2 protein-coding genes are annotated in these 16511 nt (G+C 50.6%); both read left to right on the top strand.

Annotated features, from left to right (window positions below):
- Positions 1 to 444 precede the first annotated feature (444 nt).
- On the top strand, positions 445 to 14814 hold the full coding sequence (locus BN98_RS07315) for a SpaA isopeptide-forming pilin-related protein (RefSeq protein ID WP_019189379.1): 14370 nt from the start codon (positions 445 to 447) through the stop codon (positions 14812 to 14814).
- Between the two features lie 93 nt (positions 14815 to 14907).
- Entirely contained in the window at positions 14908 to 16494 is a 1587-nt protein-coding gene (locus tag BN98_RS07310; protein ID WP_040942865.1) for a SpaH/EbpB family LPXTG-anchored major pilin, read from the top strand.
- The last annotated feature ends 17 nt before the right edge of the window (positions 16495 to 16511 follow it).

Raw genomic sequence — 16511 nt, 5'->3', positions numbered from 1 at the left:
AAAAGGAAACGTCTCAAATATTGGCAGAATGATCCCAAAAACGCCAATAAGAGACTTTAAGAGGCCTTCTATCCCTTATAATAAGCCATTCTCACGATTTTGCAAATTTTTAAAAATTTTAGAGAGCGCTAGTAATATCCCGTTTTAGGCAATGCGAAAACGCAGAATAAGCAATATTTTCGTCTTATTTGTCAATAGAATCGCCAGTTTTTTTATCTTTTTTCAATAGAAAAGAAAACATAAGAAATGCGAGTGTTTTCATCCACTATAATTTTTATATGGATTTATAGCGGGTCGCCTATCTTGTTCATACGAAAAGAACAAAACAGCCGTCCTTCTTGAGAAACCAAAAAGAGAAAACAAAAAAGCGGCTTAGATGAAATTGAAAACCGCTCAGCTTATGTTTCAGCAAGGTGCAAAATAGTCAGGTTAAAGGGGATTGTCATGAAAAAGACAGAGAGAGTTCTTTCATTATTGCTCGCCATAATCCTGCTCCTTACCGGTGTTCCGGTGGGCGGTTTTGGCATGGTCAGTGAGGCCAGACGGCAGGATGCGTATAGTGACGCACAGTCTCGACTTTTCGTCGCGGAAAGCGCTAAAGCGCTGCCCTCCCTAACCAAACGGCTGTTACCGGCAGAGCCTCCGAAAGAGGGAACGGAGGATCCCGCTCTTTCAGGATCCGAATCACAAACCATCGTCACCGGATCCGACATCACATCCACCTCTTCCGTAAGCGGAGAGCAAAACGGAGAAGCCTTGCCTTCCTCTGCTAAAACCGAGCAGGCAGCAGAAACGACCGGACAGGAATCCCCAGCGCAGAATCAGGAAGAAAAGGACGCGCAAACCTTAGAAGCCGTTCGCCGCGAGATGGAAAAGAATCCTCTGACCGGCGGAAAGGCGCTTCCCATTCAAGATGTCGACTTGAATGGAACGAAGAGTTTAGCGCGCGTCAACTATATCGTAAATCGTGATACGGATGGCATCCCCGCATCCATATCCTGGGTTTTGACCTATTTTGCTCCCAAAGAAAAAACCGCTCATCAGGCGTTTGTGGTTGCCAATGGCGACAACCTCGACCAACCGGTGATTGGTAACCGCACCTATGCCCCCGGCGAAGAAGCGGCCATGAAGGCACGCGAAGCGGCGCGCGCCCGTCAGACCGACAAAGCCCCTCTTTTCCTGTATGACATCGAAACCAAAGAAGCCAACAAAGACGGCTTCTTCTTAACGACCATTACGACGCCCATTCATCGCGACGAAGCAATGGTGGCAAAAATTAATGCGGCGAAAGCGGCAAAGAGCATCGATAAAAAAGCACTCAAAGACGTAGCCAAGGAACTCGAAGGACGCGTCTATACCCTGGATATGATTTCCGTTTTTGGGGAACAGAAAATCACGAAACGTATTCAAGTGAATGGAAAAGCGGATCTTACCGCGACGGATGAAAACACGACTCCCGTCACCCATGTGTTCCCGCAAAAACAGCAACAAGAAAATCCGCAACAGGAACAAGAAAAGCGCGTTCTCTTTGTCGCGCCGAATCAGGATAAAAAAGAAACCGCCTACCAGGCGCCAACCTCTAACGCAACCGATGCCAAACAAAAAGAGCAGGCGCAGATCATGGTCTATGATTTCGTGCTGTCCCAAGATGGCTTCTACGATTTCAAAGCTGTGGACCAGCGTTCGCTTGCCCAATACGAAAAACAATTAACCGAAATCGAAGAAAAAGGATTAACCGGTGAAGCGTTGCAGAACGCCCGCAAAGCGGCCACGCTTTCGATTCAACCCGGTCAGTTTGCGATCACCATGGCAAGCGAGACCGTGAAAGCGGAAGAAAAGACGACCGCTTCCGAAGCGCCTCAACCCCCCACGGAGACAAAGCCCTCCGAAAATGCAGCCCCCTCTACCACCGAGGAAGAGGCGGAAGAGAAGAACACCGCATCCGCCGCCAATGCGACGGATGAAAACGCAGAAAGAGCACCCTCACGCATCGACGAAAAAACAGCAAACGAAGCGGCAGAGGCCGCCGCAAAAACCGCTGAGCTCCTGCCATTGGGCAAGACGCTAGAAGAAAATGCGTCGTTGCGCAAGACGTTGGAAGAAGGAACGATCACCAATTTGCTGCAGCCCATGGGCGCGCCGCTCAATCCGTACACGACCAAGCGTCCCATCATCATTGAGGTGGTAGATCGGGACAATAAGGGCGTGAAGATTCCGGGCGCCGTGGTGCGGATCACAGGCCCCGGCATGGTCAGGGAAGTCACGACCGGTGAAGACGGCCAGGCCGTAGTAGAGAATTGCAATGTAGGCAACTATGAAGTTGTCCAAGTTTCGGCTCCGAAGGGCTATTTTCCCAATCAATATAAGATTACGTTCCGTTTCTCGGCCATTGAGACGTCAAAGTATGTTCGCATTGATAACGCCAAAGACTTTGGTACCCAACTCTATTACATTGAAGGTACGGCTGTTGACAACGATAACCGAACGATAAAAATTGCCGGCGTGGAGTTGGAACTTTTGGCGTATGAAAACAATCATGGCACCAAGGGGAATTCTGTTCCTTCGATGAACCGGACGGCCTATACGGATGAGCAAGGCCACTTTGTCTTTAACGATCTCCTTCCCAAATATATCTATGAGGTGGTTGTGGTTAAGGCACCATATGAATATGCTTTTACATCAGGCAGTGGAGCGACCTATTCCGATATTCGATTCCAAGACGACAATGGCCAGCCGCTCAAAGTAAACGGGGGCGTGAAGTACAAGGAAAAACTGGATGTTTACCTGTCGAAAAATACCAATCAAGCGGTTACCATCACGGTCTACAACCATGAGAAGGGCGACCAGCAGGTTTCCATCATTGGCTCGGCGTTCCAGATTCTGGATGAGCGCGGTGAAGTCATTAAAGACATCGGCACCCTTCGCACGGACGGCCAGGGAAAGATCACCTTCCATGTTCGTCCGGGGAACTATACCATTGAGCAACTGACAACCGATGCCTATCACTTGATGCCCAATGCGCGGACACCCATCGTTGTCCAACCCTTGCCCCACGATACCAACCAGGACATCTACCTGATTCCCAACCCCTTAAAGGACATCGGGTCAGTAACCTATAACATGGATGCGGTAATCAATTGGGGCAATGTGACGCCGGTTCCGGATGCCAAGGTCATCCTCAAGGAAAACGGCGTGGAATCGGCACGGACACCGGAGAAGATCGGCCAGATCTACCGGTTTAAAGATCTACCCAAGTATGATGCGAACCATGAACAGATTGATTACCGGATTGAACTCAAGGATCATCCGGAATATTACGCCACCTATCGGATTGTAAATGGTGTCGTCAATATTGACGTGCATGAAATTTCGACTCCCGAAGGGCCGGGCGGAACCGTGACGGTTACCGGAAACAAGATCTGGTACAACGACAGTCAGGATCTTTTGAAACGACCGGCCATTATCCACGTAATTCTGTTGGCCAACGGCCGGGAAACGCAGTATCGTGCCACGGTTTCGGAAGCGACCGACTGGAAATACAGCTTTACGAATCTTCCTCGCTTTGATCAGTCCGGGAAAGAAATTACGTATACGGTAAAAGAAGTGCAGATGTCTGCCGGCGGGGCTCTGCCCGGCTATCGGATGGATCAGACTATTTTGGGAAAGAACGTTCTCAACACGAAGATCGACAACAGTAAGATCGGCGGCGAGTTCAACCTAGAGAAAACGGATGCTGCTGGAAATCCGCTGGAAGGCGCGCAGTTCACCCTGTCCGGGACCATGGACAATGGCCAGGAATTGAATCCGGAACGCTCACTTAAGACAGATGCGAATGGAAAACTGATCTTTAAAGATATTCCTGCCGGCACCTATACCTTAAAAGAAACCCAGGCGCCGGATCGTTATGAACCGTCGACCGAGACTTGGAAGGTTGAAGTCTCCAGCGACGGAAAGACCATCCTGGTGGGTTCGGGTGTCACCAATCCGGCAAACGCCGGTTTCCCGAAAACGCTCCAGACGGGACAGGAATTCGTAAAAGATGGGGAAGGCGCTAAAGCTCGTACCATTACTAACGAGAAGGCAAGAAACCCCGTCCCCTTCCAAAAGACCATCTACACCCGGAACGGTTTGACGGACGCAGAAAAAGCCAAAGACGAAAACCAGGTTGGGGATATTTCCAAGCGCATCCTCAATACCGTGGATAAGAACCAGAATGAATACCAAGTGGAATTGACCGTTCAAGGTCGAGGACGATCCTCTTTTGCCGGCGGCGAAAGCACGGACATCGTCCTGGTTGTCGACCACTCCGGTTCCATCAAAACCTCGCGAAATGAAGACCAGGTACGAAACCAGGTTCGCAACATTGTCTCCGCATTTTCCAACTTTTCGAATGTCAATATGGGCTATGTGGAATATGCCGGTATTACGGTGGATAAAAACAAAAATGCATCTGCACGAAACGACAACTTCAGCGATTACCGCTGGTGGAACCCCTACGAAAAGAATGGTAAATATGATAACGATCCGGCAGTAACCTCCAGCGTGGAGTTAACTTCCCCCGGAAAGCTGGCCGCCGATTCTAAATTCAACACAAACCGTTTTGGGGGCGGAACCTTCACGCAGCGTGCCCTTTTGCGTGCAGAGGAGATTCTTGCCAAGGGACACGGCACCAACAAGCACATCATCTTAATCACCGACGGTGGCCCGACTCTTTCCTTTAAAGCGAAGGGTTCAAAGGACAATGGCAAAAGACCGGACGGAAGTGACTGGGGGCGCATCTATAAGCCGAATTCTAAAATTCCCGACAACTACAACGATGTTTCTGATAGTGGTTTAAAGTATAATGGGCGCGCTTCGGGCTTTGAAACGAATACCCTCCGCGGCGACGGCACCTACTATCAATTTGGCACCTCCAAGGGGGATACCAACCAATTGGCGTATGCCTCTTATACAGCCGGTAGCGATGAGGTTTTAGACAACGTCTATGCGACAGTTTCTACCGTTCGTGACCTTACCGATAAAAAAATCAAAGTCACCACCATTGGCTATAACCTCCAGACACTCAACAATGCCGGCTGGTTCAATGGTCAGGAGAAATTCTTCTTCCCCCAAATGGCTTCCTCGCCGCAAAACTACTCCGGTTTAGGAAAGACCGGGAATACCGACAATGCGGTCACCAGCATTTACGATGAAGTGTCCAAACAGTTTTACCTGAACAGCCAAAAGACGACCACGCCTTCCATTGAGAAAGCGGTCGTGACAGATCCCATGGGCGATGGTGTCGATCTCTATTTAGGCGAGGACGGCGTCTTTAACGAGAAGGACTATGTCCTGGTTGCTTCCGACGGATCCATCTATAAAAACGGCAAAGCGCCGACAGAAGGCTTGCTGAAAGACGTCAAGCTGACGTATGACGAGAAGGACCGAAAATTCAAGATGGAGGGACTTACACTCGGAAAGGACGAGTCGGTTTCCCTCTACTATTCCGTTCGTCTTAAAGACAGCTACCGGAACGGAAACTTTACCCCTACCAATAATACGACGACCTTGGTCAACAACGGCCGTACCGAAGACTTCCCCATCCCGGCAATTCGGGATCGGGTCGCTGTGCCGACGGTCAAGGTGGGCAACCAGGCCTATTCCAAGAGCGGGCGTATCCGGATTTTGAAGGTCAACGAGAAGAAGGAAGCCCTGTCCGGGGCTTACTTCACCTTGACCAACGATGTCACCCACGAAAAAATCATGATCCAGCCCTCGGGCAAGGACGGAAAGATTGAAGTCAACAATATTCCTAAGGGAGACTATACTTTAAAAGAGGTGGAGGCTCCGGCAGGGTATGTTGTTTCCGGGCTTTCTTGGCATATTCACGTCGATGATAACGGAAAGACGACCATCACCCAAAATCCCACGGGCTCTCGGTCGGCCTTCTCTACCCGCTCGGCCACGCCGGAAGCCATGGGAAATCTCCTGGAGATGGGTCCCATGATGGGCCTTGCTGCCGTGGGAGCCGGTGCGCCTGCAGGAAACAACTACAAGATTTCGGCGACGACGACCTTTAATGACGCGGATCCCGACAATAAGAAGTTCGCTATTCACCATGAGGCAGTGGGGCAGACCCTGAAAAAGGAGCTGGACCTCTACTTCCTGTTGGTTCCGGAAACCGCCGGTAATCTTACGCTTTTTAACAACCGGATTCGGGACTACAGCAACGAACTGGCCAAAGAGGGCTATCAGGGCTATATCAACGTTATCTATGGTGGATATGATGAAGCCTCCACCCAATATACCTATTGGCGCATTGGAAATGTACCGGCTTTGCTGACGCAGGTTCCCATCGGTCGATCGGAAACCGGAGCTTGGATGGATCGGGCGCTTTATACGGCTAATGACATCCTTTATCGTCATCTCCATGAGGATACGGTAAAAGTCGTTACCTTCCTCTCCACCGGCCGCAACTTTGCGGGTGAGGAAGCCTATTACAACCACAACCTCAAGCGGATGATTAAATCCGGGGTCATTTCCCGCTACATTAATCTGGTCACGAATACAAGTGGAGTAAACACGCTCGAAAACACCTTAAAAGATTCGAGCAGCCCCATTCCGAAGAATCTGCGACAAGAAATGAAGGACAAGCTGCGATCGGGCGTGCTCTCCGAGGAGGCGGCATCCACCTTCAAGGGAAGAATTGCTGACGTATATTCTAAATTTACCGTCGAAAATACGGTCAACAACGAAAGCCTGGTCATTCCTTTGGCTGCCAACATTCACAATCTTGGCTCCCAGAGAGCCAAGATTGTGGATAGTTGGGGCAACACTATTCAGACCGTAAAGATGACCGCTACCACCGACTCGCTCGGTATGACCACCTTACGCACCGGCCCGGTTACTTTGGGTTCGGGCGAACGTCTGGTTGTCGATTACGACGTCACCTTAAAGGGCGACTATAAGCGGGCGATTTCCTATCCGGTTTATGCGACAGGCGCGGTTCAGTGGGAAGGAAACGGAACAACCAAAGGTGCAGGTATCCAGTCCGCCTATGTGAATGATCCGGGGCAGAATCTGAATATTGAAGTGAAGGGGCTGGAAGGCTATCCGGGTACGGTAGGCTTAACAGTAACCACGAATCGTGAGGGAACGGAGACTTTCTCCCTTAAAAACGGAGATGTAAAGGCAAAGACCATCTTGACCTTTGATGTCAATGGGAACACGCAGGGCCCGAACAATATTAAGTTTACTGCCGATCCGGCTCCCAACAGCAATTACCAAGGACCGACGATCGATAAGTCGAAGTACCCCGTCGTGCGCGTGGTCTATGAGCGCAAGGCACTAAACCTTACGGTACGCAAGGTCTTCAATAACCGCCAGCCTGGGGCAAGGGATTTAGATGTCATCCTAGTCGCCAAGGTGAATGGCCAGGAAAAATCTTTGGCAAGCCTGGGCTATACCGGATCAGAGAAACGGACGCTGGTCCAGAAGAAAGACGCGCAAGGCAAGCCGGTGGAAGGCGTCTATGAGATCGTCTACTCGAGTCTTCCCTTAAAAGACCAAAATGGAAATGAGATTGACTATTCTGTGAAGGATAGCTCCTCCTCCCAGGACCAGGGCAACAACATCACTCTCATTCGGGAGGAGACGGTCACCAGCTACCGACCGGAAGACGACCTCATCCGGATCGAGGAGACCGAACTTCCTGTTCTGACCGTCATCAATGCGACCAATGAAATCAAGTTTAAGAAGGTGGGCGAAAGCGGACAGCAGAGAGACCAATTCGGCAACCTGATTGAAGGTCCGAACGGCCCCCTCATGATCGAAACACCCTTAGCGGAGGCGGAATTTGAGCTGCGTCGGGAAACCCCAAGTGGCTCGATCGTCGTAAAAGGCTATGAAAAAATCGTCTCCGGCCCTAACGGCGAGTTCGGCTTTAAGAACTTGCCCCCGGGCGATTACGGTATTTATGAAACCAAGCCGGTTTTAGGCTACGAACTTCCGGTTCAGGCGGTATCGACATTTACCATTGACGCCGACGGAAAACCGAAAGACATTAAATCCTTCAAGGAAAGAACCAAGAAGGATGGCGATTGGATTCTGGGCATCCAGAAAACGATGAAGAACAATGTTTCCGTGGAGACAGCCATTACGCAGGTCGAAGCTACGGACCACAACCAAGGCAACCGTAAAATGCTCTATACGCAGCGGATCTACGTGAACCGCAACGGCGAGCGTTTAACCGAGGCTAATTTTGGGCTCTTCTCTGCTGCGGCGGATAACCCGATTGTCAATGCGTCCTATAAGATTTGGAAGGTAACGCAGGGGGGCCGCAAGCCCGCCCCCATGGACTTCAACAAAGCCCTGGATACAACAAACTATGACCTCAGCTTAGTCAAAGAAGTCAAAGCGCCGGCTAACCTGTCGGCGATCAAGTTGGATGGCCTGCCCTCTACGGATAGCCTGCCCTCTACGGACTTCTATGTTATCGAGGTCAAGGGTGAGCTCGAGGTTCACGACGATAAATTTACCAGCAAGTTGACCTTCTTCACTTCTGCGACCGAGGAACATCCGGGAGAGACCCATCAGATCACGGATTTCAAGCCCTCCGATAACGGAACTATCATCACCGGCTTCCGCAAGGGGAAGCAGGGGGATGATGCCGATATTATGTCCAGCGCTACGATAGACCCCGGAACAGGATCCTATGTGGTAAGAAACTATCGCGGATCCACCTTCTTCTCAGTTCAAAAGACCAAAGAAGGAGACGGAAAGCCCTTGGCTGGCGCTAAGTTTAAGCTCTGGGCCGCCTTGGGTCGGAACTTTGAAATTGTCGAGACCGAGCATACCACTCAGGTAACAACGGGAGCCGAGCTGGTCACAGATGAGAACGGAATCATCACCTTTGATAATCTGCCGGTGAATTATAACTTCTATCTGGAAGAAACCGAAACGGCACCGGGCTTTGCCCTGCCGAATTATATGTGGATTGTCCAGATTCGCCCGACCTCCTTCCTGAAGGAGCTCCATGCCAAGTCCAGAGACTGGAAAGACTACTTGTCTTCGGGTGTTAGTGAAGCAGAGGCTAAGAAACAGGCGGCAGCCGTTGCCTACAGCCAGATGCTTTATCCGTATACTTTGCCGGACCCGAACGCGACAAATCGTCCGGCGGAGGATATCACTGCTGACCAAGAGGGATTTAAGGTCTTTGTCTATCAGACCGACGGACGGAAGCCCTTGATTATTCGGCCCAAAGATGCCAACGGCGAGGATTTACACGGAAATCCGGTGGACCCGGCTACTTATGTCAAAGACAAATATGGCGATGTGATTGCGGAACAGTCCTATGGTAACCACCCCACGATTCCCGGAATGTGGTACCGGAAGGGCTGGGTAGCGTTTACGGATCCGAAGCCCAAAGACGAAAAGGGTAAGGAGATGCAGGGGCAGATGATGCCCATTAACGAGTACGGCCAGCCGATTCACGAAAATTGGAAGAAGGATGGCTGGAAGGGCGAGAGCATCGATGGCGTCTCCGGTGCGACGATTCGACCTTTGATTGTCAAGGACTGGATCCAGAAGGCAAGAGATTTTGATGGCCGCGCGCAGGATGATCGTTTCCTTACATCCACGGATTACAGCACGTTTGCACAGCAATTTAAAACCGACAACATGGTGCCGGCAACCGACTTGACCATACCTGGAAAAACACCCGGAACAAAGACGACAATCCCCAGCGTCGTAGGCATCACCAACTCCCAGACGGAATTCTTCATCAACAAGGTGGATCAGGACGGTAAGCCTTTGGAAGGGGCGGAATTCGAACTCGTCAAAGTAGAAAACGGGGTAGAGATTCAGCCGGGGATCAAGCCCACCCGAAAGGCCAAGAACCAATTCATTTTTGATAAGTTAAAGGATGGCATCTACCACTTAAAGGAAACGAAGATACCGGAAGGTTATCAGGAGCCGACAACCTATTGGGAAATCACCGTTGAAGATGGAGCGGTCACAAACAAGGTAGAGAAGCCGATTGATCCCCAAGGTAGCAACGGTACTAATGCAGCACAGGCTCTATCGCAGCCGGTATCCAATGCGCCTCAAGCGATGATGGCCGGTGAAGGACGCTCTTTGCTGGCTCCGGTTGCGTTGCGCCTGGCGGCAAGTTCGCTTCCAGTGGAGGAAACGACACTACCGAAGCTTACGCTCTTTGAAGCAGTGCAGACGGCGGAAGCGAGAACATCGTCAAATCCGATGATGACGCCGATGCGCGGTGGACAAGAGCATTATGCCGACGAAAATCTAAATCTTGGGAGCACAAAGAACCAACAAATTAAAAAGTCAAGCCAGGATGTGGATTTGGGCATTAAATTCACCCAGATCTCGAACATTAATGTGAACTCCGGCACGGGTACATTTGAGGCGCGGATTTATATCGATGCGAAAGACCTGTACCTCGACGTAAGTAACAAAAACTCGCGCATACTTGAATTGGAACCAAAATCCAATGTGACCTTGACGGAAATTAACCAATACTCGCTGAACAAGACGAAATTTCCTTCGGTGGACTTCTATACAAATGTCAGCAAGATCAAAGGAAATATGCTAGGAACCGGTTCGCAGAGGATGATTCCGATAAATGCTACGAATCGCTATGCACTGGATGTGAACCCCAATCACACGAGATATTTGTTGATCGTTAAGGGAACCTATCAGAATGAATCCAACGATCCTTTGCAACTTTTTGCCAAGTATCATGGAAAACTCAAGAAAGCGGAAACTGATAATAATTCCTGGGAAAGCCGCCAAGCCGAAGCCACCAGCCAGGTCTATCACTATGACCAGTACCTGGTGACCTATGGCGGAAACGGGGGAACGCCGGCTTCCTCGGACGAGACCGTTCGTCGCGGAAAGCCTGTCACTTCTACGCCAACCTTGACTAGGGATAAATACCGGTTCTTGGGTTGGCAAGAATCCGGACAGGACGTTGACTTGATGAACGATCCGGCCTTCAAGAGCGTTACCGCCGACCATGCTTTGGTTGCCAAATGGGAGAGAGTGTATAAAGTCTACTTTGTCGACCAGAACAGAAAGGTGATCGAAACTCGTGAAGTTCCTCAAGGACAGACATATCTTCAGGCGCATCCCGAAGGCTTGCCGAAACCGAAACGGCCCGGGTACGAACTTACGGACTGGAGGTACTATAATTGGGACATATTCGACGGCAAAGACGTGATCACCGATGACACGGTTGTCTATCCCAACTGGGAGGCGAAAGCTAATACGGTGGTTCTGTACTTCTATATGCTGAATGATAACTCTGCTATAGAAAGGGATAAAACCCAAACACGAGAGGTGGAGTATGGAAAAGGCTTAGCTCAAGCACAGATTCCTCCTTCCGATCCGGCATCGAAGCTGGGTTATACCTTCTCCGGCTGGCAGGTCTACGATTATTATCAGCGGCGGTATGTGGATGTAGATTTAGTCAATCAGCACTTTTACGGAAACCGGGCCTTCTACGGCCGATGGATTCCCACCACCTACACGGTGACCTTCCAGGACGAGCACGGGACGATCCTCAAGACGGCGCAGGTTCCGCATGGCGATCACATCACCGCGCCGAGCATAGCGGCCAGAGACGGCTATACCTTTGACGGCTGGAAAGATGCAGCCGGGAACGCCTTTGATCCAACCACGGCGATTACCGCCCCGGCCACCTACACAGCAAAGTGGACAAAGATTCAGCCTGACGAGGTTTCTGTTATCTTCAATTCCTCGGGCGGAAGCGCGGTAGCCGATCAGATCGTAATCAAGGGCGGAAAGATCAAGAAGCCCGCAGACCCAACCAAAGAAGGCTATACCTTTGACGGCTGGAGAGATGCATCCGGGAATGCCTTTAATTTCAACACGGCGATCTATGACAGCATCACGCTAACGGCTTCTTGGACACAGAATCCCGATCAGGGTACGCTCAACGAGCTGACGGTGAAGAATACAAAGAAGGACTTTGAAGGGGAATTCTCCATTGATAAGTTCGAAAAGAAAGATGGCGGAAACCGTGCCAAATTGAGAGACGCCTACTTCAGCTTAACCAGACACAAGGGGGCAGAACTTCCAGAGTCCTTTGATCAGGCCGTCTACGCCACGCGATATAGCAACCCCTATTGGGTTATGCCCGATGGCCCCTTTAAGACTGATGCCAATGGTAAGATCGCGTTCAATCACCTCCAGCCGGGCGTCTACGATCTGGTGGAGAAGCAATCGCCGTCGGGCTATCTGGCCAACACGGAAAAATACGTCGTTGTGGTCAATGAAATCGGAAACACCATCATTGTTCCGGAGGCAGGCTATGATCCGGACAAGTACCCCATTAAGGTTGATCATGGGACGGTGCCTACGCCTGATCCCAATCAGCCGACGAAGCGGACAACACCACAATCGTTGGATGGCGTATTGAAAGTGGAGAAGTATGCGCTTAAAACCTCGGATGAGGACGGCATCATTCGTCCTTTGCAGGATCAGCGCTTCTCTATGGAATACACCATCCACCTGCCGGAGGACGCCATTCCGGGAGACACCTTCACCATTACGCTGGATGAACACTTGAACTGGGGCGGAATTCGCATCGATGCGGAAAAAGTGCAGGACATTGTCACGGAACATGGACAGGTAGTCGCGGAAACCAAAGATAAGACCTTGGATGAAGATGGCAACGTGGTAAGGAAGATCACCTACACCCTTACGGATTACGTCGCCAACCGAACCGACATCACCATCCATCAAACCGTCCCGGTATATGTGGATCACGATAAGGTGGCCAACAGCACCGGTCTTGCCTTCACGAACATCATTGGCAATACGCCCAAAACGTCAGATAGTATCTGGGTGGATTTCCGAAATTACTACGGAACAGGCGGCCGTGTGGACAGTGGATATGATTGGCCTCTGCGCGGAAAACGACAGGAATTATGGAACAATTTGGGTGGCTGGTTCTACGAGGATCGCACCAATAGCCAAATTGAGCTGTACTACTATGTTTTCGGCTACAACAACAGTTGGTCCACGCAATATTATCTGGACATGGCGGCCAGAAGCTGGCTACAAAACACAACATCGGATGTGAACTATAACGATGTGAAGATCTCGGTTTACAAGACGGATGCGTATACAGCAACCGGAAATCCCAATACGGCGACCATGCCGCCAAGCTATGGGCGCCACATCATGGATCTGCGGGACGAGAATCTTGTAATGAAGGAGAAGAGTTTTGTTGCCGATCAAAACGGGTTTATCCGCGTTCCGTTAGACGTCGATACGGATTATCCGAACGGGGGACGCTTCGGCTATATCGTAAAAGTGGTGGCTCCTTTTGATAACACCAAGGATCAGGTGGATCTGTACACCTACGCGAAGCTGTCGCATGAAACCGAGTTCTACTATCGCGACTTCTGGAATAGGGAACATTACGTGACCAACACGGACGGTCCGGTGACCTACTGGAACTACCTCCACCGCTATACCGGTTCGAGCGGAGCAAGCGCTCAGGATCTGGTCAACCTCACACTTACTAAGCGAGAACTCTTAGGAAAAGACGGCGAAGATAAGTACAACACCAAGCTCATTCCTGGTGCGGGCTTTAAGCTCACGAACAACCAAGGCTTCCAGGACTATGCCGTGACCGGTGCGGATGGAAAAGTGCTCTTTACAAAGCTTAAACCGGGCGACTACTTCTTGGAAGAAGTCCTAACACCCAAGGGGTACACCCCCATCAACGTGGTTTGGGATATTCATATCGATAAAGATGGAACCATTACCGTCTCTGATCCGGGCGGCACCGGTCTTATCGAGAGCAAAGAGAAGAATGATCTCGCCGTCTGGAACCGGAAGACACCGATTGATAAGCCGGTTCTCCAGTTCCCGAACATCCCCAACCGGATCGAGTTTACCAAGGTCGGAGAGAGCGGAACCCCATTGCAAGGCGCAACGCTTGAACTGCGAAAATCGGATACGGTGGATGGAACCTACGTGGTCGTCACGTCACCAAATGGACCAAGAACCAGCGGAAAAGATGGAAAATTCTTCTGGACCAACCTGGCGCCCGGCTACTATCAGGTATGGGAAACCGGCGCTCCTGCGGGCTATATCACTCCCCCTAAAGAAGTCGCCACCTTCCTGGTGGATACGGCAACCGGGGAGATCAAGAATCTGCAGATCAGCGGACGTGACCCGGTCGGGGAGAATATGATCCGAAATCTCCGTCCGATGAAGATGGCGCTTCGAAAGGTGGACGACAAGAAACTGGATATTACCAAGGGCTCCGTAACCTTTGCGGTCAGCGCGGCTCCGGGAAATAACAACCCGGTGTTGAAAGACCTGCAAACCATCACGGTCGATCTGACGAAGGCCGGCCCCTATGTCCGAGAGATTCCAGGTTCCATGAACGGGAAATACATCCTGAGCGAAATGACGCCGCCGTCGGGGTACGTCAAAACGACGCAGCAGTACGAGATCGAAATTGATCAAGACAAGCGGACCATCTCCCTTACCAAGGTAACGGATGGGAAAAATGAGGTACCCTACCTCGATAAAGGTCTGCTCAGCAAAGCCGGTCCGGTCATTCTTTACCAAGAGGGTGCAAGCGACCAGATCAGCTTAGATATTGTGAACCACCTGTACTACACCCTGCCGACCACCGCAGGTCCGGGCACCTTCCTCTTCACCTTGGCAGGCGCCTTCCTCCTGGGTCTGGCCTTCAGCCTGTTCCGACAGACCAAAGGCCCGTCCGGTCGGCCCCGAAAGCGTCTCCCGTTTTTGCGGAGACAGTTGGAATGATCTCCTTGTCGATAGATCCTTGGGGCAAACGCCCCGCCCGTCCACCCGTAGCCGGTCGGAAACGACCAAGAACCTGAAAAGAAAAGAGGAATTATGATGAAACAGTTGAAAAAATGGGCAGCTGTCTTACTGGCGTTCATGCTGGTTGTGACGCTAATGCCGGCAAATTCGTTTGCTGCGAAACCGACCACAAAGCTGATCGTAACTGGCGTTGAAGACGGTGCAACAGTAAACGCCTATAAGCTCACCGAAGCGGACTTTACTGCTGACGGTGGATTCAAAGGTTATAAAAATCTTATAGAAAAAGCCTTTGCGAACCCCAGCGAACCAAAAACAAGCGAGTGGTCTGCATTACTTAATAAGCCGGTCGATGATTTGGGAACGGCAATCCCCCTTAAACAGGCTGCAGCAGGCGGAGCTTATGAGTCTGCCCCCCAAGAGGCCGGTCTTTACATGATTCTGGTCACCTCCACTAAAGGTGTGGTCTATAACCCCATGCTGGTAGGCATAAGCTACACGACTGAAGGCGGTGAACAGGTAAAGGGTGGTACGATTAATGTACCAGCCGAGTTTAAGCTGGGAGAAGATGCGGTTCTTTACGCGAAGAAGAGCGATGTACCTCTGAAAAAGACCGTAAAAGATCCAACGGGAAATGAGCCTGAAGCAACGAATCCAACGGACCATGTTATTGGTTTAGGCCAAGGTGAAAAACCGGAATTTACCATTGATACCACCATTCCTTCCTATCCGAAAACGGACAAGAATCTTGTATTCACCATTACCGATACTTTGGACAAGGGATTAACTGCACCAAAAGCGGAAGAGATCACCGTTACTGTTGGTGGTCAACCCCTTCCCCAGGGTGCGGCAACTGTCGTAGTTAATAAAGATACCAATGTCATCACCATCACTTTCACGGATGCTTATCTGAAAAAGTTGGAAGGAAAAGCTACGGACGTTAAGGTGGTTTATAAGGCTGAACTGAATGGTCAGGCAACCACCAACGCCATCCCCAACAAGAATACGGTTAAGGTTGAATATACCAATGATCCGAAGACCGGTAAAACGTCTGAACATGAAGATATTACCAGACAGTATACCTTCGAAATCGACGGCTTTACAAAGGGATCGGGTTCTGAGAAGACCCACGAAATCACCAAGCATGGAGAAAAGATTACTGAAAAAAGCAAGTGGACAGACGATCCGTTGGCTGGAGCTGAATTTACTCTCTATGATAAAGATCCGTCTAAAGATAATACGGCAAAAGCTCTGCGGACAACGACAACGGATACAACCGGCCGTATGACCTTCAGCAGATTAGATGAAGGGACCTATTATATCAGAGAAACCAAAGCCCCTAACGGATACCAGCTCAACGATAAGGTTTACACGGCTGTGATCAAAGCTGAGTATGATACGGCAAAACACGTGCTGAAATCCTGGTCTGTCGTGATTGATGGGAAGGAATCAACCTTTACCCTCGACCATACTACTGAGAAAGTTACTGTTACCCAAACAGCAGAAGACAATACCCTGATCAAGAACACCAAGATCCCCGGACTGCCCTCCACCGGCGGTATGGGTACCTATCTCTTCACCGGCATCGGCGTGGCTCTCTTGGCCGGCGCGGCGGTGATGGTTACGGTCCTTCGCAAGAAGAACGGGCAAACCACACGATAAACGGAATAAGGATCAAT

It is taken from the genome of Levyella massiliensis, assembly GCF_000308275.2.
Classification (GTDB): Bacteria; Bacillota; Clostridia; order Tissierellales; family Peptoniphilaceae; genus Murdochiella; species Murdochiella massiliensis_A.
This window is presented reverse-complemented; position numbering and strand designations above follow the sequence as displayed.

Excerpts from the sequence above, each read along its gene's own strand:
- BN98_RS07310 (WP_040942865.1), top strand. The coding sequence starts at position 14,908 with ATGATGAAACAGTTGAAAAAATGGGCAGCTGTCTTACTGGCGTTCATG.
- BN98_RS07315 (WP_019189379.1), top strand. The coding sequence starts at position 445 with ATGAAAAAGACAGAGAGAGTTCTTTCATTATTGCTCGCCATAATCCTG.